The organism is Halomonas halocynthiae DSM 14573 (genome assembly GCF_000425725.1).
GTDB lineage: Bacteria > Pseudomonadota > Gammaproteobacteria > Pseudomonadales > Halomonadaceae > Halomonas > Halomonas halocynthiae.
The window spans coordinates 182278-203436 of sequence record NZ_KE384439.1 but is presented as its reverse complement, the minus strand read 5'-3'; the positions used below and the strand labels follow the sequence as shown (position 1 = coordinate 203436).

22 protein-coding genes are annotated in these 21159 nt (G+C 54.2%); 10 read left to right on the top strand and 12 right to left on the bottom strand.

Going from position 1 to position 21159, the window contains the following annotated elements; all coding sequences use genetic code 11:
- Nucleotides 1-21 precede the first annotated feature (21 nt).
- Together H616_RS14370 and H616_RS0106485 are read right to left on the bottom strand one after the other, a co-directional pair.
- The gene (locus H616_RS14370; protein ID WP_156906431.1) at nucleotides 22-414 is read right to left on the bottom strand and encodes a hypothetical protein; all 393 of its coding nucleotides are present in this window, start codon (nucleotides 412-414) and stop codon (nucleotides 22-24) included.
- The gene (locus H616_RS0106485) at nucleotides 374-667 is read right to left on the bottom strand and encodes an FAD assembly factor SdhE (RefSeq protein WP_027966639.1); all 294 of its coding nucleotides are present in this window, start codon (nucleotides 665-667) and stop codon (nucleotides 374-376) included. Before H616_RS0106485 ends, H616_RS14370 begins: the two co-directional genes overlap by 41 nt.
- Nucleotides 668-868: 201 nt before the next feature.
- On the opposite strand from H616_RS0106485, the gene H616_RS0106480 reads away from it, so the two are divergent.
- The 3 genes from H616_RS0106480 to H616_RS0106470 are packed head-to-tail and all read left to right on the top strand — an operon-like array spanning nucleotide 869 to nucleotide 2764.
- Complete coding sequence (locus H616_RS0106480) at nucleotides 869-1165, top strand: integration host factor subunit beta (protein WP_027966638.1); 297 nt, start codon at nucleotides 869-871, stop codon at nucleotides 1163-1165.
- 45 nt (nucleotides 1166-1210) lie between these two features.
- Nucleotides 1211-1516, top strand: a complete 306-nt coding sequence (locus H616_RS0106475) for a lipopolysaccharide assembly protein LapA domain-containing protein (RefSeq protein ID WP_027966637.1) — start codon at nucleotides 1211-1213, stop codon at nucleotides 1514-1516.
- Nucleotides 1517-2764, top strand: coding sequence for a lipopolysaccharide assembly protein LapB (locus H616_RS0106470; RefSeq protein WP_027966636.1), 1248 nt, complete (start codon nucleotides 1517-1519; stop codon nucleotides 2762-2764).
- A 20-nt stretch (nucleotides 2765-2784) separates the two neighbouring features.
- Here the strand turns inward: H616_RS0106470 and pyrF are convergent, their stop codons facing one another.
- A complete protein-coding gene (gene pyrF, locus H616_RS0106465) occupies nucleotides 2785-3486 on the bottom strand; it encodes an orotidine-5'-phosphate decarboxylase (protein ID WP_027966635.1) in 702 nt (233 codons plus the stop codon).
- 213 nt (nucleotides 3487-3699) lie between these two features.
- Between pyrF and H616_RS0106460 the strand changes: the two genes are divergently transcribed.
- Nucleotides 3700-3981: a ComEA family DNA-binding protein gene (locus H616_RS0106460; protein ID WP_051234052.1), complete on the top strand. Its 282-nt coding sequence runs from the start codon at nucleotides 3700-3702 to the stop codon at nucleotides 3979-3981.
- 120 nt (nucleotides 3982-4101) lie between these two features.
- Here H616_RS0106460 and H616_RS0106455 read toward each other — a convergent pair whose 3' ends face one another.
- On the bottom strand, nucleotides 4102-4863 hold the full coding sequence (locus H616_RS0106455; protein ID WP_027966633.1) for an SDR family oxidoreductase: 762 nt from the start codon (nucleotides 4861-4863) through the stop codon (nucleotides 4102-4104).
- A 280-nt stretch (nucleotides 4864-5143) separates the two neighbouring features.
- Between H616_RS0106455 and H616_RS0106450 the strand changes: the two genes are divergently transcribed.
- The 4 genes from H616_RS0106450 to H616_RS0106435 all read left to right on the top strand — a co-directional run bounded on the left by H616_RS0106450 (nucleotide 5144) and on the right by H616_RS0106435 (nucleotide 8784).
- Entirely contained in the window at nucleotides 5144-5650 is a 507-nt protein-coding gene (locus tag H616_RS0106450; protein WP_027966632.1) for an FxsA family protein, read from the top strand.
- A gap of 227 nt (nucleotides 5651-5877) precedes the next feature.
- Nucleotides 5878-6171 carry a co-chaperone GroES gene (locus H616_RS0106445; protein ID WP_027966631.1) on the top strand — a complete coding sequence of 98 codons (294 nt, stop codon included), beginning with the start codon at nucleotides 5878-5880 and terminating at the stop codon, nucleotides 6169-6171.
- 65 nt (nucleotides 6172-6236) lie between these two features.
- Nucleotides 6237-7892: a chaperonin GroEL gene (groL, locus tag H616_RS0106440; protein WP_027966630.1), complete on the top strand. Its 1656-nt coding sequence runs from the start codon at nucleotides 6237-6239 to the stop codon at nucleotides 7890-7892.
- Between the two features lie 151 nt (nucleotides 7893-8043).
- Nucleotides 8044-8784 carry an RNA methyltransferase gene (locus H616_RS0106435; protein WP_027966629.1) on the top strand — a complete coding sequence of 247 codons (741 nt, stop codon included), beginning with the start codon at nucleotides 8044-8046 and terminating at the stop codon, nucleotides 8782-8784.
- A 43-nt stretch (nucleotides 8785-8827) separates the two neighbouring features.
- Here the strand turns inward: H616_RS0106435 and dauA are convergent, their stop codons facing one another.
- Entirely contained in the window at nucleotides 8828-10603 is a 1776-nt protein-coding gene (dauA, locus tag H616_RS0106430; protein WP_027966628.1) for a C4-dicarboxylic acid transporter DauA, read from the bottom strand.
- 112 nt (nucleotides 10604-10715) lie between these two features.
- Between dauA and H616_RS0106425 the strand changes: the two genes are divergently transcribed.
- A complete protein-coding gene (locus H616_RS0106425; RefSeq protein ID WP_027966627.1) occupies nucleotides 10716-11063 on the top strand; it encodes a hypothetical protein in 348 nt (115 codons plus the stop codon).
- A 101-nt stretch (nucleotides 11064-11164) separates the two neighbouring features.
- Here the strand turns inward: H616_RS0106425 and H616_RS0106420 are convergent, their stop codons facing one another.
- From H616_RS0106420 to H616_RS0106405, 4 genes are all read right to left on the bottom strand, one after another.
- Nucleotides 11165-11938, bottom strand: a complete 774-nt coding sequence (locus H616_RS0106420; RefSeq protein ID WP_027966626.1) for an enoyl-CoA hydratase-related protein — start codon at nucleotides 11936-11938, stop codon at nucleotides 11165-11167.
- 91 nt (nucleotides 11939-12029) lie between these two features.
- Nucleotides 12030-12878, bottom strand: coding sequence for a 3-hydroxybutyryl-CoA dehydrogenase (locus tag H616_RS0106415; protein WP_027966625.1), 849 nt, complete (start codon nucleotides 12876-12878; stop codon nucleotides 12030-12032).
- Nucleotides 12879-12919: 41 nt separating this feature from the next.
- A complete protein-coding gene (locus tag H616_RS0106410) occupies nucleotides 12920-14551 on the bottom strand; it encodes an acyl-CoA synthetase (RefSeq protein WP_027966624.1) in 1632 nt (543 codons plus the stop codon).
- A gap of 29 nt (nucleotides 14552-14580) precedes the next feature.
- The gene (locus H616_RS0106405) at nucleotides 14581-16386 is read right to left on the bottom strand and encodes an acyl-CoA dehydrogenase (protein ID WP_027966623.1); all 1806 of its coding nucleotides are present in this window, start codon (nucleotides 16384-16386) and stop codon (nucleotides 14581-14583) included.
- 268 nt (nucleotides 16387-16654) lie between these two features.
- Between H616_RS0106405 and H616_RS0106400 the strand changes: the two genes are divergently transcribed.
- Nucleotides 16655-17584, top strand: coding sequence for a lysophospholipid acyltransferase family protein (locus H616_RS0106400; RefSeq protein ID WP_027966622.1), 930 nt, complete (start codon nucleotides 16655-16657; stop codon nucleotides 17582-17584).
- A gap of 137 nt (nucleotides 17585-17721) precedes the next feature.
- On the opposite strand, the gene H616_RS0106395 is transcribed toward H616_RS0106400, so the two are convergent.
- The 3 genes from H616_RS0106395 to H616_RS0106385 all read right to left on the bottom strand — a co-directional run bounded on the left by H616_RS0106395 (nucleotide 17722) and on the right by H616_RS0106385 (nucleotide 21050).
- The gene (locus tag H616_RS0106395) at nucleotides 17722-19533 is read right to left on the bottom strand and encodes an acyl-CoA dehydrogenase C-terminal domain-containing protein (RefSeq protein ID WP_027966621.1); all 1812 of its coding nucleotides are present in this window, start codon (nucleotides 19531-19533) and stop codon (nucleotides 17722-17724) included.
- A 146-nt stretch (nucleotides 19534-19679) separates the two neighbouring features.
- Nucleotides 19680-20441, bottom strand: a complete 762-nt coding sequence (locus H616_RS0106390) for an SDR family NAD(P)-dependent oxidoreductase (RefSeq protein WP_027966620.1) — start codon at nucleotides 20439-20441, stop codon at nucleotides 19680-19682.
- 30 nt (nucleotides 20442-20471) lie between these two features.
- Nucleotides 20472-21050 carry a TetR/AcrR family transcriptional regulator gene (locus H616_RS0106385; protein ID WP_027966619.1) on the bottom strand — a complete coding sequence of 193 codons (579 nt, stop codon included), beginning with the start codon at nucleotides 21048-21050 and terminating at the stop codon, nucleotides 20472-20474.
- Between the last annotated feature and the right edge of the window lie 109 nt (nucleotides 21051-21159).

Below are 21159 nucleotides of genomic sequence, written 5' to 3'. Positions count from 1 at the left end.
AACTATAGCGCACCAGAGATATCACGGAAGGCGCACCAACGCTCGCCTTAACAAACGATGCGACACTGCGTCGCAACTATCAGGCCATACCCATAGCCGACGACCATCCAGTTTCAGGCCAATCAGCCATGGGCCCAGGTAGTCACACGTCAGAACCACTGTACGCCAGCTGTCACTGGGTTCTTCTCGCCAGCACCACTGTGCAGGCTGCTGCTGCGACACCCAGTGCAGCTGCCCCAATAGTCCTCGGCGCGAGCGCCAGACCAAGCGCGCCAAGACCACTGTCATCGGCAAAGCCAGCCAAACACTGGCAATAATGTGTGCTAGCAACGCTACGGCAAGCCCCACTAATACATGCACACCAAACGCCTGCTTAGAGGCGACTAAAGTTATCTGTATCGATGGATTCTGCATGCTCCACTATCATCTTTACGATACGCTGCCACTCGGGATTGGTCGGCCATTCGCGACGCATCAGCCAAACAAACAGATCTTGGTCTTCTTCATCAATCAAAGCACGGAACAGCGCTTGATCTTTTTCATCAAGCTGAGCGTAACGTTGCTCAAGAAAGGGCACCAGCAGTAAATCCAACTCCCACATGCCACGGCGGCAATGCCAATAGAGTCGTTTACGCTGTGCTGTTTGCGGTGAAATCACGTTACTCAAGGTGGCCTCGTCGTCGCTGGAAAGTGTTATCTGAGTATACCTGAGTCGCCAGCCACGCGGCAGCGACAACGCAAGCCTACTGCATTGGTTGTACTGCGTTGTTTTCTCGGGAATTGAGCAGTATGCTTTCACACTACAGAGCAGTTCAACGAAGAAAGGCAAGCTAACGCCCCTATTTGGCTTGGCGTATGGAGGGAACCAATGACCAGATCTGAGTTGATAGAACAAATAGCCATGAAACAGCCCGAGCTGTCCGTCAAGGATGTTGAAGCAGCCGTCCGCATGATTCTGGATGATATTAGCCACGCACTCTCTTCAGGTGGGCGCGTGGAAATACGTGGCTTTGGCAGTTTCTCGTTACACTATCGGGCGCCTAGAACAGGCCGCAACCCGAAAACGGGCGAATCTGTCGTGCTGGAAGGCAAACATGTGCCACACTTCAAGCCTGGTAAAGAACTGCGTGAGCAGGTCGATGCCAGCCGTGCTTTAGGCTATTGAGTCACAAAGCAAAACACCATTTTCACTTCATATGGGAACACGCGCATGCGCTGGCTTAAAGGCCTAATTCTGGCCATCATCCTGCTGATCGTTTTGTTGGTTGGTATTCTGTTTGCCGTCAACAATCAGCAAACACTACCCCTCAACCTGATCTGGATTGAGCTGCCCTCGGCAACCTTGTCCTTCTGGTTACTGGCTTCCCTTGCGGCCGGCGTAATACTGGGCATGTTAGCCATGTCAGGTGTTTACTTCCGCCTGCGCGCCCTGCTAACCCGCGCCCAGCGTCATAACCAACAACAGCGCAAAGAACTCGACAAGCTCCGCATCCAGGAGATGAAGGAACTCCCCTAAATGAGCGACACTCTGCTACTGGCCCTGTTAGTGGCAGCGGTCGCAATTGGCTGGGTGCTGGGCCGCCGCGAATCATCGTCACGACCTCGCCCCGCGCCTGCGCTGGCCCGCGATTATTTTGTGGGCCTAAATTTTTTACTTAATGACGAGCAGGACCGGGCGATCGAGACCTTTATCGGCGCTCTTGAAGTCAACAGCGACACTATCGAAACACATATTGCTCTAGGCAATCTCTTTCGCGCCAGAGGCGAGGCGGATCGGGCAGTCAGAATTCACCAGAACCTACTGGCTCGCCCCACCTTGAGCGCCAGCCAGGACGAAAGAATTCAGCTGGAATTGTCCCGAGATTTCCTCAACCTCGGCTTACATGACCGCGCTGAACGCCTACTGCAGCCGTTAATCAATGACGCGAGTGATGCCCAGCATCGTCACTCAGCACGCCTGCTGCTGGCAGACCTGCTGGAGCGCGAAGCTGACTGGCAGGGCGCATTAGATATTGCTCAGCCTCATCTGATTCAGCACAGCGACGACCTTCGTCGAGCTGCCGCCCACTGGCTGTGTGAACTGGCTGTTCTCTCACATCATAATGCCAGTCCAGCGTTAGCCAAGCGCCACCTCAAGCAGGCGTTAGCAATGCACCCTGCCTGCGTACGCGCGAATCTTTTGCTGGCAGACATTGCTTACCATCATAGGCATTACCGTGAAGCGATACGCCTGATTATGCGTATTCCCGAGCAGGACAAAACCTTTATTCCAACCATGCTTGACCCGCTTTGCCAAGCCCATCGCATGCTGGATGACGATGACAGCCTGATCGACTGCCTTGAACAGCTACTTGAATATGCTCCCTATACCAGCATCATTATTAAACTCGCTGACACACTTCATCATCGCGACGGCAACACACACGCCGCCATTGACGTCGTCACTCGCCAACTAAGCCGCGAGCCGAGTTTAGGCGCAGTCGATTATTTGATGGGACTGTATCAGCAATCGCAGCAACGCCCTGCAGCGACTGAGCCACAAAACAGCCCAGAGCCCGCTAACAGCCAAAACGTAGGTGAGAGCCTCTACAGTCAAGATGCGCGTATCAAATTGCTTCAGCAGCACACTCAAGAGCTACTCAGCGCCCTTCCACGACACCGCTGTCAACGCTGCGGCTACAGTGGAGAGCACCTCCACTGGCAATGCCCCAGCTGTAGAACCTGGGGCACAACCAAACCCATTACCGGCATTGATGGGGAATAGTCAGCCAGGCAACCTAACGATCAACGTGCGCTGAGCGTCAACTCGTCCTCAATCTCCGCCAGTGCCGCCATTGGGTCAACCGCTGCGGTTATTGGACGCCCTACCACCAAATGCGTACTGCCCGCTTGTCTAGCCTGAGCCGGAGTCATGACACGGCGCTGGTCACCCTGCTGTGCTGACAACGGGCGAATACCTGGTGTCACCTTAAGAAACGCGTCACCACACAATGCCGCCAATCGACTCGACTCGTGTGCCGAACACACGACTCCATCCATGCCGCTCTCATGCGCCAGCAGCGCCAGCCGCTCTACTTGCGTTGCCACCGGCACCTCTATACCAATATCGTGAAGGTCCTGATCTTCCATACTGGTAAGCACTGTCACCGCGATCAACTGAGTCGAAAAACGCTGTGCATCTAGCCGCTCTCTAGCCGCTTCCATCATGCGGCGACCGCCGCCAGCGTGCACATTAACCATCCATACGCCTTGCTCAGCCGCAGCTTGTACAGCGCCAGCGACCGTATTGGGAATATCATGAAATTTAAGATCCAGAAACAGCTCAAACCCGCGCCCGTGTAGCGCATCAATCACCGCAGGCCCGCTACGAGTAAACAGCTCTTTACCCACCTTTAAACGGCAGCGCTGCGGGTCCAACCGATCAGCCATGCACAGAGCAGCATCCATGGAGGGGTAATCAAGAGCAATAATCAGAGGGGATGACATAGGTAGTAAGGTAGACACAGGACACTCCAAGCAAGTAACAGCAACGTCAGCAAGTATATCAGCCGACGCCCCGTCATTAACCCAGTCCCCACACCGTTGACTAAAAAACCTCCCCGTCAACGATTTTACGTCTACTTTAACAAGTGCAAGACCCACAGAAAGCATCAGCAATCAAGGATGCAGGCAGGATTTGACCAAGGATAGGAGTCAAGGATGATAAAACAACATATTGCGCGCTACAGCCGCCTTGCCCTTTTGCTACTGATACTGGGCATGGCAACGCCGACACTCGCCGCCGACCCAGAGAAAACTAATGTTAATACTGCGAATACTGAGCAACTAGCTGAGCTGCCGGGCATTGGAAGTGCTAAAGCAGCCGAGATCATCAGGGACCGTGAAAGCAATGGACCTTTTGAGTCGGCAGAGGATCTGACTCGGGTTAAGGGAATTGGCGAGGCGATTGCTTCAAAGGTTGAGGACCACATCAGCTTTTAAGCGCTCTTTAACGCAATGCAACCAACACGCTTGATAACAGATGCGCCTGTCCTTTGGCCACCAGCTAGCTTAGGACCGGCGCATGCTTGTACATCGCTTACAGGCTACTACACAAAGCAATCAAAGCCTTAGCCCACCATCACACTCAACCACCCGACCAGTAAAATAGTCGTTGGTAAAGATATAAGAGACACTTTGCGCAATATCGCTCGGCTGCCCCAAACGACGCAGTGGAATACCTGCGGTAATCCGATTCAACATGTCCTCACGAATAGAGGCCGTCATCTCTGTTTCAACAAACCCCGGCGCAACAGCGCCTACACGAATACCATAACGAGCCAATTCACCGGCCCAGGTCACCGTTAGCGCAGCCACACCCGCTTTAGCTGCGGAGTAATTGCTTTGCCCCTGATTGCCAGCACGAGAAATGCTTGAAATATTAACAATAACGCCTTGACGACCCGCTGTAATCATACGTGTTGCAGCCTCTCGGCCACATAAAAAAACTCCCGTAAGATTAATATCAATAACCTGCTGCCAGCTTGACAGTGACATGCGGTCGACGACCTCACCGTCTTTCGCTTTCACCAATAGGCCATCACGCACAATGCCGGCATTGTTAACCAAACCATCCAGCGGTCCCATCGTGGTTTCAACCGCATTAAAGGCCTGCGTCACTGAGAGCTCATCTGACACATCTACTGCAAAGTTTTTTGCACTGATGCCTTTTTCATTCAGCATCGCCACAGCACTATCCAGAGCGGCGACATCACAGTCCAACAGCGCGATACGCGCACCCTCGCGCCCCATGTGCTCAGCCATTTCCAGCCCCAGGCCACGCCCCGCTCCAGTAATCACAATAACGCTATTGTTCAGTTCCATAGTCGCTCCCAGATCAGCATTTAAGACACTTGGTCACTCGAAGGCCCCACCATGAGGCTCGCAGCAAAAACGTTGTTAGCCAATTTGCATACTACGCCTCATGCTGCACCGCACAAGATGCGTCAAACAAAAACCGCTAAAAAGCCATCGCGCCACGGCAAAGCCAGCAAGAAGAATTTAAAAAATCACTATTTAACAATAATTTAAAAACACCTCTCTAACGCTTGAATTTATCCTCCAACACCCCCATCAACCAAATAACGCATACAGTGGAGACACCATGCCCTTAGTAATTTTCATCAGCATTTTTACCTTGCTGGACTTTATCTTATTGTTTTCAATCGGCAGCCATATCGGGTTACTGCTGACACTGATCTTGGTGATCAGCACTGGCATGCTGGGCCTGCACCTAATCCGGCGCGAAGGTATTATGACTTTCGCGCGCGCTCGGCAGCGGCTTGAACGAGGAGAAATGCCCGCTGAAGAACTGCTCAGTGGAGCAGCACTAGTGTTTGGAGGCGCGCTATTGATGGCACCGGGGTTTCTTTCAGACGCATTAGGGTTCATGTGCCTGATTCCCGATGGCCGCCGCCTGCTGGGTAAAGCGCTTTCCCGCCTGGGGATGAGCCTGAGAAGTGTCACTGCCACCTATACCCATAGTGGGCCTCAGCAAACCGAGGGTTGGCATCCAAGCGATGACAGCGGTTGGCATACAGCCAATAAGCAGAACCACCAAGGAGCCCCTTTGGAAGGTGAGTTTATTGCCCGTGGCGAGCGGCGCAGCTAACAGCGGCAAGAAAATTGCCGTAAAAATAATCTGTCAATGCCTTGAAAGCTATCTGATAAGCCCCATGTCAACAACCAGCAATCAGTTTCGACTCCGGCAATGGAGTCAATCCCACGGAAGGCGCTTGTCGTCTTCACCCGCAGAGCAGGATTTATCTGCGGGATAATGTTCGATAATGCCGCGGTCAACTAACCCGGCAGACACAATCAATCAGGAGAACGTGAGCAATGAACATCCGTCCCTTGCACGATCGCGTCATCATCCGTCGCGTCGAAGAAGAACAGACTACTGCAGGTGGCATCGTGCTCCCGGGCAGCGCCCAGGAAAAGCCGACACGGGGCGAAGTCCTCGCCGTTGGTAACGGCCGGATTCTTGAAAGCGGTGAAGTTCGCCCGCTTGACGTCAAGGTCGGTAATACCGTGATTTTCAAAGATGGTTACGGTGTCGAAAAAGAGAAAATTGACGGCGAAGAAGTGCTGATCATGAGCGAGTCCGACATCTTAGCCATCGTCGAAGGCTAAGCGGGTTTCTTTCTCAATATTGCCCAAATATCTGACGTTCACGAACTCATAGGAAGCAACAGAAAATGACAGCGAAACAAGTCAAGTTCTCAAATGATGCTCGCAACCGCATGGCTCGCGGTGTTGACACTCTGGCGAATGCCGTAAAAGCCACATTGGGCCCGAAAGGCCGTAATGTGGTATTGGAAAAATCGTTTGGTGCTCCGACCGTAACCAAAGACGGTGTGTCTGTCGCCAAAGAAATTGAACTCAAAGACCCGTTTGAAAATATGGGTGCTCAGATGGTCAAGGAAGTTGCTTCCAAGACCTCTGACGTCGCCGGTGACGGCACCACAACGGCAACCGTTCTGGCCCAGGCCATCGTCAATGAAGGCCTCAAGGCAGTTACCGCTGGCATGAACCCGATGGACCTCAAGCGCGGCATCGACCAGGCCGTGATTGCTGCTGTCAAAGAAGTTCAAGCGCTGGCCGTTCCCTGCACCGACTCTGTCTCTATCGCTCAGGTTGGCACCATCTCTGCTAACGGCGATAGCCGCATCGGCGAGATCATCGCTGAAGCCATGGAAAAAGTCGGCAAAGAAGGCGTCATCACTGTTGATGAAGGCCGTGGCTTTGAAGACGAGCTGGACGTTGTTGAAGGTATGCAGTTCGACCGTGGCTACCTGTCACCCTACTTCGTGACTAACCAAGACGCCATGACGGTTGAGGTGGAAGAACCTTACCTGCTGTTGGTCGATAAGAAAGTCTCCAACATCCGTGAGCTTCTGCCAATTCTGGAAGGCGTAGCAAAAGCCGGCAAGCCTCTGGTCATCATTGCTGAAGACATCGAAGGCGAAGCGCTGGCAACTCTGGTTGTCAACACCATGCGCGGTATCGTTAAAGTGTCTGCTGCCAAGGCACCGGGCTTTGGCGACCGTCGTAAGGCCATGCTTCAGGATATTGCCATCCTCACTGGCGGCACCGTAATCTCCGAAGAAGTGGGCCTGAACCTCGAGCAAGCCACTCTGGACCACCTGGGCACCGCCAAGCGCGTCACCATGTCCAAAGAAAACACCACCATCATCGATGGTGCCGGTAACGATGGCGACATCGAAGCTCGCGTTAACCAGATCCGTGCTCAGATCGAAGATACATCCTCTGATTACGATCGCGAGAAGCTGCAAGAGCGTGTTGCCAAGCTGGCCGGCGGTGTTGCCGTTATCCGTGTTGGTGCCGCAACTGAAGTAGAAATGAAAGAGAAGAAAGCACGCGTTGAAGATGCACTACACTCAACCCGCGCAGCGGTTGAAGAAGGTGTCGTGCCTGGTGGCGGTACCGCTCTGGTGCGTGTGCTGAGCAAGATTGCTGACCTTCAGGGCAACAACCAAGACCAGACCCATGGCATCACCATCGCCATGCGTGCCATGGAAGCACCACTGCGCCAGATTGTGACCAATGCGGGTCAAGAAGCCTCCGTCATCCTTAACAATGTTAAAGCCGGCGAAGGCAACTACGGCTACAACGCCCAAACCGGTGAGTATGGCGACCTGTTTGACATGGGTGTTCTCGACCCCGCCAAGGTGACTCGCAGCGCACTGCAGTCTGCTGGCTCCATCGCTGGCCTGATGATCACTACTGAGTGCATGATCGCCGACGATCCGAGTGAGAAAGATGCCGCCGGTGGCGACATGGGCGGTATGGGTGGAATGGGCGGTATGGGTGGCATGGGCGGCATGATGTAAGCGGCACCGCACACCCCGCTACCAGGCTCTACGCCTGAGCAGCAGCAAGTCAGCCCCTGTCGATTTTTTCGGCAGGGGCTTTTCATTTTGCAAGCGCCTACCCTCACCCCATAGAATAGCGCCCCTCTTAACGCTGAAGCCGACTCAGTCCATGCTTTCCAATATTCGCATTGTTCTCGTACAAACCTATCACCCTGGCAACATTGGCTCTGCTGCCCGTGCCATGAAGACCATGGGTTTGAGCGAGCTGGTGCTCGTCAACCCGCGCTGCTTTCCTGACCCAGAAGCCACCCGCCTAGCGGCAGGTGCACAAGACATCATTAATACGGCACGTATTACCGACAGTTTGAAAAAAGCGGTATCTGATTGCGTTCAAGTCGTAGGTGCCAGCGCCAGACTCAGAAGCCTGCCACTGCCGCACTATGATGAGCCCGCTGAGATGGCAAAAGACATTGTCGCTCAAACCACCAACGGCCCCGTTGCTCTTGTCTTTGGCCGCGAACGCTCAGGCCTGAGCAAAGAAGAAATTAACTGCTGCAGTCATCAGATTAGCATTCCCGCTAACCCAGACTACGGTATTCTGAACCTGTCTCAAGCTGTTCAGGTGCTGGCCTATGAGCTACACCAGGCGTCTCGGCGTAGGCAGAACGCCCAGACGGCACCACCCTCTCCTCTCCCCATGCCTACCAGAGAGCAGCTTGATCACTTCCACCAACACCTAGGCCGAGTCATGCATGCCAGTGGCTTTGTTATCCAGCCCCATACACGTACCGAAGAGCATCTTCAGGCCATCTTTTCCCGCGCTCAGCCAACGCGTAAAGAACTCTCATTACTGCGCGGATTACTGGCTGCCATAGAGCGCCAGCTACCTCCCGGCGATGGCGCCGCCTAAGCTCAAGCAGGCAATAAGGGCGGGGCGCTACATACCGCCCTCCTTATCCTTTCTGCCCTTTTCTATGTTGCTGCCAACGCTCAGCCACGGCGCTGGCGTGGGCCAGATCGCTGCAATATGTGAGGGCTCCTGACGCTTTTCGAACACCCGCACGGCGCAACTTAACAATAATTCGTGATGGCAAGCCAACCAATATCAGCGCTACATCGGCCCGCTGCATGTCCTCAATCAGTGCCTGTAACGCCACAATTGCAGTGCCATCAATACTAGGCACATCACTCATATCAAGAACGGTGGTACGCACCCTGGGGTCAATCATGCGCAGTGACGCTAAGGCTTTTTCGGCGACACCAAAAAACAGCGGCCCATTAATGTCATAAACCGCCACATCATCAGCAAAGGCATTGCTACGGCCCGGCTCATTGACATCCACCTGAGGCTCGATACGGTCTGTGTGTGTCAGCAGTGCCATGCGGCGAATGAACAGCGCCGCCGCCAGGCCGATACCAACAGCCACCGCTAACACCATGTCAAAGACCACCGTCAGGCCAAAGCATGTCACCAATATTGCCACATCACTTAGCGGTGCAGTCCGAAGTGTCAATACGAAACGCGGCGCTTCACTCATGTTCCAAGCAATAATGAATAACAACGCTGCCAACGACGCCATGGGTACTAGCCCTAATAGCCCAGCCAACGCGACAACTGTCAGCAACACCACCCCAGAATGTACAACTGCCGCAATAGGCGAACGCGCCCCACTGCGAATACTCGTCGCCGTGCGTGCAATAGCCGCCGTGGCAGTAATTCCACCAAATAACGGCGCCACTATATTACCCAGCCCCTGCCCAATCAGCTCAGCATTAGGGTCATGTTTCGTTTTGGTCAGCCCATCCGCAATAACTGCGCACAATAGCGATTCAATCGCCCCCAGCATCGCAATCGCAAACGCAGGACCAATCAACTCTCGAATCAGTTCGAAACTTAACGTCAACGGCTCGCCATCCGGCCCAGGCAGTGCCCAAGGGGCCATGAAGGAGGGCGCAATAGGAGGAATGCCACTGCCACTTTCACCATAAGCTTGCCAAGTAAAACGCGAAGCAATCGTTTCAACAGCCGCCTCGGCACCACCAATCAACCACCGGTTAATCGCATAGGCAGCAATAGCACCAGCAATTAGACCGACCAGCGGCGCTGGCACAGGTAGTTTCAAACGCGGCCACAGCAGCATAACGACCAGGGTGAAAATACCAATAACAACTTCAAGGGGCGCGATGGTAGATAGCGCAGCGAGAATCTGCCCGACATTATCGATGAAATGTTCACCCATCTTGCCCGTTTGCAGCCCAAGAAAATCAGGCACCTGTAGCGTAGCTATCACCACAGCAATACCCGCAGTAAAGCCAAGCACCACTGGGTACGGCACAAACTCGATCAGCTTCCCCATTCGCGACAGCCCAAGCACCACCAGAATGAGGCCAGCCATCATTGAGGCAATTAACAAGCCACCAAGACCATGTTGCTGAACAATCGGGAAAAGAATGACTACAAAGGCTGCCGTAGGGCCAGAGACGTTAAAGCGCGCCCCACCTGACAGAGCAATAATGGCACCTGCAACAATTGCCGTATAAAGCCCGTGCTGTGGCGGCACACCTGTTGCAATGGCCAGCGCCATGGAAAGCGGTACAGCTACTGTGCCAATCGTCAGACCCGCCATCACATCCCGGCGTAAATCTGAAAAACCATAGCCCTCGCGCCACGCATCTCGCAGGCCAGTAGCCATACTGGGCATGCTGAATAAAAAACGGTGCCTTGCCATAGATAACTCTCCCAGCGAAACTTGGGTGCTCAAAGACTACCTGCTGCACCCCGCCTACTACGCCATGCTCGAAGGCCGCGTCTGAGCGCGAAAACACACAAGGAAACCTACGATGAATTTCTCAATTTCCGGCATTGTGGCCGTCCTCACTCAAGCCATCCCGCCCTTTTTACCGCTCATTTTCAGCTTGCTGGCCGTACTGATACTCGTGCAGCTGACCGCCCGGGTGAAGCACTACGCCACCTCCGGCCATCATTGCCTGGCAGCGGCGCTGATGGCTGTTTTGGCTGGCGCTTCAGCGTTCTGGTGGCTGCCACTGCTGACTAACTCTCGGCTGGCTTTCGTTAGCACGGTGACCGACTGGGCCGCGCTCTGCCTAGCGGCAGTCGCTATTGCCATTTATGCGTGGCTGGTACTGAACCCACTGAGTTACTTGCTCCGTGGCGCTCACACAGCCTAATCTGACGGTACCACACGTGTTTAACACGATATGACGCTGATGCCATACGCCCAGAGGCAGCTTAATCACTGCCTCTGAGGGTTGACCGAATGCCAGTTTTTCTAGAAGTTGGCTTTACGTTTTTCAACAAAGGCACTCATGCCCTCGCTTTGCTCGTCACCGGCAAAACACAACGCGAATAAACTGGTTTCCAGTGCAAGCGCGCTATCTAGATCTTGATCAAGACCATCGTGCACGGCTTGTTTTGAGCCACGTACTGCCTGAGGACCATTGCTACGTAGCTGTTTCGTCAACTCGTCAACATAAGCACCAAGCTCAGCCTGCGGCATAACCCGGTTAACCAAGCCGATACGCAAGGCTTCCTGCGCATCAATTTTACGCCCCGTAGTTACCAGATCAATTGCCATGGCCGGCCCTACACGACGAGGCAATCGCTGTGTGCCACCGAATCCTGGAATCACACCAAGCAGTACTTCAGGCTGGCCAAATACAGCGTTATCAGTCGCTACCGCCCAGTCGCAGGCTAGCGCCAACTCGCAGCCGCCGCCCAAACAAAAACCATTGACCAGTGCCACCACCGGTACCGGCAGCTTTTCAAGACGCTTAATGGTACGCAATGCCTGACCAGCAAATTCGCGAGCTTGCTCAGGCGTTTTGTCTTTCATCTCAGCGATATCAGCGCCAGCCACAAATGACTTTTCACCCGCTCCGGTAATCAGCACTGCGCGAAGATCATCACGCGTTTCAAGAGAAACTAACACCTGCTCCAGCTCAGTAATTACTGCGCTGTTAAGTGCATTAAGCGCCTTGGGACGGCTGATAGTCAGTGTCACAATGCCGCCATTATCCTGTCGCTCAATCAACTGCTCGCTCATTTCAGACCCTCTATTATTGTGAAGAGATGACGATCATATTCATGAAATCTACCCCACCCTAACGAACGCTTGGTTGGTCGGCAACGATTAGCTAGTCGTAACAATGAAAACCACGACCACTCTTACGGCCAAGATAACCCGCACTCACCATGCGCCGCAGCAACGGACAGGGGCGGTATTTGGGGTCGCCAAAGCCTTCAAATAACACCTCCATGATCGCCAGGCACACGTCCAGGCCAATCAAATCGCCAAGTGCCAAGGGCCCCATAGGGTGTGCTGCGCCTAGTTTCATGGCCGTGTCGATATCTTCTGCCGTTGCCGCACCCTCTTGTAACAAAAATGCCGCTTCATTGATCATCGGCACCAACAAACGATTAACGGCGAAGCCAGGCATATCAGCAACAGCCACTGCCGTTTTTCCCAGCGACTGCGTCAACGACTCAATATGTGCCACCGTCGCGTCAGATGTCTGTTCGGCACGAATGATCTCCACCAGCTTAAGCACCGGCACTGGGTTGAAAAAATGCATGCCGACCACTCGCTCTGGCGAATCACATACTGCCGCCAAGCGGGTCAAGGAAAGTGATGAGGTGTTAGAAGCCAGAATCGCGTTTGGTGCCAAGGCACTCAAGTCACGAAAAAGTTGCTCTTTGAGCTCAGGATTTTCTGGGGCAGCCTCGATAATAACGCGGCACCCTGCAAGGCCATCCAGGGCTGTCAGGGTCGATAGCCGCTGCAGCGCCGCCTGTTGCTCTGCTCCACTCAGGCGCTGCTTGCTCACCAGCTTTTCCAACCCGTTGCCGATAGCCCCACGAGCACGTTCAAGCGCAGACTCAGCCACATCAAACAACTGCACGTCGAAGCCATTAGTTATTAAGACCTGGGCTATCCCTTGGCCCATAGTGCCGGCACCGACCACGCCGATTTGCTGCTTGTTCATTGATGCTCCTTGGTAAAAATACATCTCAATTGACGCTCAGCCTAACGACTACGCGCCTCTTCGCGCAGAACAAACTTCTGAATTTTACCTGTGGAGGTTTTGGGCAGATCCGTAAAAATCACCATACGCGGGGCTTTGAAATGCGCAAGATGTTCACGGCAATAGTTGATAATGTCCTGCTCGGTGACCTCACCCGCGTCTGCCTTGAGCTTGACGAACGCGCATGGCGTTTCTCCCCACTTTTCATCAGGGCGCGCCACCACAGCGGCTTCTTCCACGGCTGGATGTGAGTAAATGGTATCTTCTACCTCAATGGTAGAAATATTTTCGCCACCAGAAATGATGATGTCTTTGGAGCGATCTTTAATCTCGATATAGCCATCGGGGTGCCATACCGCCAAATCACCCGTGTGGTACCAGCCACCATCCAACGCTTGCTGAGTAGCGGCTTCATCCTTGAGATAGCCCTTCATGACGTTATTACCGCGCATCATGATTTCACCAATCGTTGTGCCATTCTTGGGCACCGGCTCAAGGGTGGTAGGGTCAGCGATACACAGCGCCTCTAGCGCATGGCCGCGCACGCCCTGACGCGACTTAATCTTGGCACGCTCCTCTAGCGGCAACTCATCCCAGGCACTCCGCCAAGCACATACCGTCACTGGGCCATAAACTTCCGTCAGGCCATACACATGGGTGACATCAATGCCCATGCGCTCAACACCGGCAATGATTGAAGCCGGTGGCGCAGCACCAGCGGTAGTCACTTTTACCGGATGCGTAAATTCGCGCTTTTTCTCAGCGGGCAGATTGAGCAGGCCATTAAGAATAATCGGCGCACCGCTGAAATGGGTTACCTGCTCATCAGCAATCAGCTGCATGATCTTGCCAGCATCAACTCGGCGTAAGCAGACGCTAACACCCGCGGCGGCGGCAAGAGTCCAAGGGAAGCACCAGCCGTTGCAATGAAACATCGGCAGTGTCCATAGATAAACCGGATGATGCGGCATTGCCCACTCAAGAATATTACTGACCGCATTCAGGTAAGCGCCACGGTGATGGTAAACCACGCCTTTCGGTTTTCCGGTTGTTCCCGAGGTGTAGTTCAGCGAAATGGCCTGCCATTCATCATCAGGCAGAGTATAAGCATAATCAGGGTCTCCCTCGGCCAGCAGCGCTTCATATTCCAATGCACCGATATGACGCGGCCCCTCAGCATACTCCTCGTCGTCTACATCAATAATCAACGGCTTGGTTGACAATAATGCGACAGCCTCCTCAACGACCTCACTAAACTCTGGATCAACCAGAATCGCTTTGGCCTCACCGTGCTCCAGCATGTAAGCGATAGCCTCGGCATCCAAGCGGATATTCAGTGTGTTGAGCACCGCACCCAGCAAGGGCACGCCGAAATGCGCCTCGAACATAGCGGGCACATTGGGAAGCATGGCCACCACGGTGTCGCCTTTACCAATGCCACGCTGAGAAAGTGCTGATGCTAATTGACGGCAGCGTGTCCAGGTCGTGTGCCAGTTTTGCCGACGATTACCGTGTATCAACGCCGGATAGTCAGGATAAACCGACGCAGTGCGCTCGATGAAGGTCAACGGTGACAACGCCACATGGTTGGCCTTGGTAGCAGGCAAGCCTTGCTCAAAAATTGATGTATTCATGCCAAAGGGCTCCAGTTAATTGTGCCGGATCACAGCGCGGCAGGGTTAAGCGTCAGCAAGCACTGCGCACCCGCATCGATTACCGTACGCTGGGCGCGGCCCAGCGGTAGCCAGTGATGCAGCGCAAACTCAGCGCTGGCTAGCTTAGTGCGATAGAAATCATCTTCGCTGCCAGCCTCCAGCTCAGCCTGCGCTTTAAGTGCGGCCTGGCCCATTTGCCAGGCGCATAGCACATGTCCTGTCAATGACAAAAATGGCGAGGCCAACGCCTGCACGGCATCGCTACCCGTCTCGGGATCACGACTCTGAGTCAATACGCTGTCCATGGCGGCGCGGAGATCTGTCGCCCCGCCACTCAAGCTCTTGCCAAGAGAGGCGAGTGAAGCATGATGACTTAGCGCCGCAGCGGTAGACTCAACCTCGTCAAGCAACGACGACAGCGCCGCACCGCCGTCTTGAGACAGCTTTCGACCAGCAAGATCCAGCGCTTGAATGCCGTTCGTTCCTTCATAGATCGGCGCGATGCGCGCGTCGCGTAACAACTGCGCCGCACCCGTTTCTTCGATATACCCCATCCCGCCATGCACCTGAACACCCAATGAAGCAATATCCACCGCCTGGTCGGTGGAGAACCCCTTGACCACGGGAATCAGCACATCAACGCGGGCCTGAGCCACCTTTCGCGTGTCTGCACTCTCAGCATGGCGGGCAATATCCATCTGCGCCGCACACGTCAGTGCCAAGGCGCGCAACGCATCAGTACGCGCACGCATTGACAACAGCATGCGTCTCACATCCAGGTGCTCAGCAATAGCACACTCCTGGCCACCACGCGCTTTGCTGTTACGCCCCTGCGTACGGTCCATGGCATACGCCAATGCCTGCTGGCAGGCGCGCTCGGCTACGCCGACGCCCTGAATACCCACCTTATGGCGGGCCTCATTCATCATGGTGAACATGTGATTTAGGCCGCGCCCTTGTTCCCCGACCAGATAACCGATAGCGCCTTCGTTCTCACCAAAGCTCAAGGTACAGGTCGGTGAACCATGAATTCCCATCTTGTGTTCAATCGAGGCACATACCACATCGTTACGCTTGCCCAACGAGCCATCGTCATTAACCAAGAACTTGGGCACGATAAACAACGAAATACCCTTATTACCTTCGGGCGCATCTGGCCTGCGTGCTAACACCAAGTGCAGGATATTTTCAGCACACTCATGATCTCCCCAGGTGATGAAGATTTTTTGGCCGCTGATGCGGTAAAAATCCCCCTCAGCGGGATCGCAGGGAACAGCACGCGTACGAACTTTTGACAAATCTGAACCAGCAGACGATTCAGTTAAGTTCATGGTGCCGGTCCAGCGCCCTTCAACCAGCGGCGCCAAATAGCGCGATTTAAGTGTATCGCTACCATGATGCGCCAACGCTTCAATAGCACCTGCCGTTAACATTGGGCACAACCCCAACGCCATATTGGAAGCGTGGAGCATTTCTTGTACGGCACTGGCAACAACCTCAGGCAGCCCTTGCCCACCCAGCGCTTCAGGCACTCCGATGCCATTCCATCCGCCATCAGCATAGGCCTGATAAGCATCAGCGAAGCCATCTGGCACACTAATACTGCCATCCTGGCGGCGCGTACAGCCTTGCTGGTCGCCACGGCTATTGAGGGGAGCCCACACTTCAGCCGTCAGACGCCCCGCTTCCTCCAGTACCGCCTCTAGCAACTCCGAGCCACTCTCTTCAAAAGCTGGCAGCTTGAGCGAGCTGTGTTCAAGCAACTCATCAAGCACAAAGCGAAAATCACGAAGCGGAGCTGCATAAGGGGTCATAAGGAATTCCTCAAAGCGGTTTCAAAAACGCAAGCGTGAAAAATACACACACCTGTAAATTAGATAGTAGGTTAACTATATAACCTAGATGCTGACCATTAGCCCTAGGTCTCAGCAGGAACCAAGCAGCCTGATACGCTATGTCACTAGGGAGAAAGCGCCCGACAGGATATGATAGGTGCGATGTGGCTAAACGGGACTTTCTCCACAGAAAGACTCCATAGCAGAATCACCCCCAGACCTTCATTGATATTTGGTTTGTATACACATGGCCGACCCATCTACACGCAGTGATATTTTTCGCGCCAAAGCAACCACCACCCTTTGGCGATGGTTGTCCAAGTGGCAACTTCGCTCTCTGTGGCGGCTGGCCCGCTTGGTAGGGCCAGCTGTCATGCAGTTCAGCCGCCGTGAGCGCGAAGTTACCTTGGCTAACCTTGGCCAAACCTACCCCGAGCTGGACAGCAAGCAGCGCCAGCGGCTTGCCCGCCATAGCCTAATTCACTCGAGCGCCAGCATGCTGGAGCTTGGCTTTGCCTGGATGGGGCCAGATGAGCGTATCAATGCATCAATTCTTGCCGTTAACGGGCGCGAGTTACTCGATGAGGCTCGTCAACAGGGCCGCGGGGTGATTGTTTTAGCGCCCCACTTTGGTAACTGGGAAGTGCTCAACTTTTGGCTTTCCAGCCATTTCCCCTTCACTGCCATGTACGAGCCACCAAAAATCAAAGCGCTGGACGCAGTGACTCGCCATGGCCGAGAGCGCCAGGGTGCGTCCTTGGTACCAACGAATCCTCGCGGTGTCGCAGCGCTGCTCAAGGCACTCAAGCGCAGCGAAGCTATCGGCATCCTGCCAGATCAAGAGCCCGCCTGGGGCAGTGGTGTGTTCGCGCCCTTTTTCTCCCGCGATGCGTATACTGCCACGCTACTGCCTAAGCTGGTGTCCCGAACCGAAGCCCGAGTCGTCACTGGCGTTGCCGTACGCCACCCAGGAAAAGGCTTCGTCATTCATTTTCTGGCCGCCGACGAACGGGTCTACAGCAATGACGACATTCTCTCGGCTACTGGCGTCAATGCCTGCGTTGAAGCAGCAATTGCATTAGACCCCGCCCAATACCAGTGGGAATACAAGCGCTATCGCAAAACCTACGAAGAGCAAACCGGCCACCCCGACTACAAACGCTATCGTCTGTACTGAGCCAGCCCTACTGAACCCGTCATACAAAACCGGCCATACAAAACCACTCACATTAACCGGGTGTACTCAGCAAAAAACAGCGCGGCAGGATCACCCTCCGCGCTGTTTCAACATCGCACTATCGGTTTACTGGCAACTTAAATTTCAAAGCCTAGGCCGAAATCATCGGCACTAATCGCCATCAGCGACTCTCCACCTGCCTGAATATTTTGCTGGTGTGTCCGAGTTCGCGGCAGCAGACGCTCGAAATAAAAGCGCGCCGTATTGATTTTGGCTTGATAGAACGCCGTTTCACTACTACCCGCATCAAGCGCGGCCTTGGCCTGACTTGCGGCACGAGCAAACAGGTAAGCCAGGGTGACATACCCTGAGTATTTCAGGTAGTCGACGCTGGCAGCACCCACCTCTTCACGGTCACTCATGGCTTTCATACCAACCGCCATAGTTAGCTCACCCCACTCCTTATTCAGCTTGGCCAAGGGGCGAACAAACTCCGCCATACTTGGCGAGCCGTCTTCCGCCTGGCAGAACTTATGGATTTCTTTGGTGAACATCTTCAGAGTCTCACCCTGGTCCATCAGTACTTTGCGACCCAGTAAATCAAGCGCCTGAATGCCAGTCGTTCCTTCATAAAGCAGTGTAATGCGCGAGTCACGTACCAGCTGTTCCATACCCCATTCGCGGATGAACCCGTGACCACCGAATACCTGCACACCTTCGTTCGTCGCTTCAAACCCTGCCTCGGTCAAAAACGCTTTGACGATGGGCGTCAGCAGCCCCAATAACGACTCGGCATGCTCGCGCGCAGCAGCATCAGTACTTTTCTCAACCACATCAACCAACTGCCCCACATAAAGCACCAGCATTCGCCCACCTTCGGCAAAGGCTTTCTGGGTCAGTAGCATGCGGCGTACATCGGGGTGAACAATAATCGGGTCGGCTGGTTTATCAGCCGCTTTAGCACCCGACAATGCACGCATCTGTAAACGGTCGCGGGCATAGGCCAAAGAATTCTGAAAACCCGCCTCAGCCAGGCCCAGCCCCTGAATGCCCACGCCAATCCGCGCAGCATTCATCATGGTAAACATGCAGGCCAGCCCTTTATTGGGCGCACCCACCAGATACCCTTTCGCCGTATCGAAGTTCATCACACAGGTGGCATTACCATGAATGCCCATCTTATGTTCCAGTGAGCCGCAGCTAACGCCGTTGCGCTGCCCTGGGTTGCCTTCACTATCAGGCAGGTACTTGGGCACGACAAACAGAGAAATACCCTTGGAACCAGCAGGCGCGTCAGGCAGCTTAGCAAGCACCAAATGAACAATATTTTCAGCCAGATCATGCTCACCAGCAGAAATAAAGATCTTCGTACCACTGATGTCATAACCACCGTCAGCGTCGGGCACGGCGCGGGTTTTGATCAAGCCTAAATCTGTGCCGCAGTGCGGCTCGGTCAGGCACATGGTGCCTGTCCATACGCCTTCGACCAATTTGGTCAGGTAAGTGGCCTTCTGCTCATCCGTGCCGTGATGACGCAACGCATCGGCAGCCCCCTGTGAAAGCCCAGGATACATCCCCCATGCCAGATTGCTGGAGCAAATCATTTCTGACAACACCATGGCCAGCGAATGCGGCAACCCCTGACCGCCGTGCTCAGTATCTGCGGCAAGGCTCGGCCAACCATTCTCCACATACAACCGATACGCTTCTTTGAAGCCCTCAGGTGCCGTGACATCACCATCTTTTAGCTGACACCCTTGCTCGTCACCCTGGCGATTGAGCGGCAGTAATACATCGCGTGCAAAACGCGCACCCTCTTCAAGTACCGCATTGACCACATCAGGAGATGCGTCATCGCCACCAGGCAAGTTGGCATAATGCGCGGGGTAATCGAACAGCTCGTCCATGACAAAGCGAAGGTCGCGAAGGGGAGCTTGATAGTCTGGCATGTTGTTTTCCTCGGCTACGGGCGCTAGAGGATAAAAGCGCCAATTCAAACGTTCGTTTGATAGTGGCAACGACTTAGCAGCGAGTCAAGCGCTTGATTAAAAATCGGCCCATCTGTCTGCGAGACCAAACCCTCGACTTCGCCAAGTCACTGCATACGAATTCCCCCATCAAGGCGGACCACCTCACCATTAAGCATGGTGTTACGAATCATTTGCTCAGCCAATTGAGCAAACTCATCCGGCTTGCCTAAGCGTTTGGGGAAAGGCACAGCAGCAGACAGTGACGCCACGGCGTCTTCAGGTATATCACTCATCATCGGTGTTTCAAAAACCCCGGGGGCTATCGCCAAAACCCGTATACCATGGCGCGACAACTCCCTTGCTGCTGGTAAGCTCATGCCAACAACACCGGCTTTTGAAGCGCTGTAAGCGCACTGCCCAACCTGACCATCAAAGGCAGCTACCGAGGCAGTATTGATGATGACACCACGCTCACCGTCATCACTCGGCGGGTTTGTCGCCATCGCCGCCGCCGCTAGGCGCATCACATTGAACGTGCCCACCAGATTGATCTGCACGGTGCGCGCATAGGCCTCCAGATCAGCAGGCGTACCCTGGCGATCCAGCAACTTGGCCACACTCACCACACCGGCACAATGCACGACACCATCAAGCTGACCTCCCAGCGCGACGGCGGCCTCAACTGCGGCTTGAATATCATCGCCAGAAGTAACGTCGCCACGCACAGCGACTGCAACATCACCCAACGTTGCGGCATGCGCTTCAACAGCGTCACTCAAATCACACAGCACCACACGCCCACCACCTTGCACCAAGCGCTCCGCCGTCGCCGCGCCCAGTCCCGACGCAGCGCCTGTAATCAAAAAAGTTTTATCATGCACTTGCATAACTCTCTCCTGGGTAGTTAACAACGCAGCTTAGCCGCCACGCTGGATAATCAGAATGACCAGCTCATCAGCCAGTTCCTCAGGGGTTCGCTCACCCGCTGGGTTATACCAACGTACCGTCCAGTTCAACGCTCCCATCACAAAACATGACACCAGAAAACGGTCGCCTTTAATCAAACCAGCGGATAACGCGTCATCAATAACGCCTTGCCATAACGCCTCATAAGCATCACGCAGGTGAACCAGATACTCCTTGGCTGGCTGATCTAAACGACGCCATTCGTACAATGCGACAACATGCGCATTACGATCAGTAAACAGCGTTTCAAGGTGCGCCCGAGCCATAGCGTGCAACCTTGCCTCAGGGCTGCTGTCAGACAGCTCAAGTGCCCGATGCGCAATGGTTAAAGCACTCTTGGTGCCCTCTTCAATAACAGCGGCCAAGATTTCCTGCTTGTCACTAAAGTGGTGGAACAGGCTTCCTGACTTGATACCCATTTCCTTAGCCAGCATGCGCACTGTCGTGCGATCGTAGCCTTCCTGAACGAATAACTGAGCAGCTTGGCGCGTCAACTCCTTGCGACGTGGAGAGTCATTCACTACATTCATCGATAGCCGCCCTAGCGCTTGCTTGGTTAACTGTGAGCAAAGCATAGCAATAACAACAGGTCAACGCAGTGCAGGCGCAAATGAGCCATTCAACCCACGACCACCCACC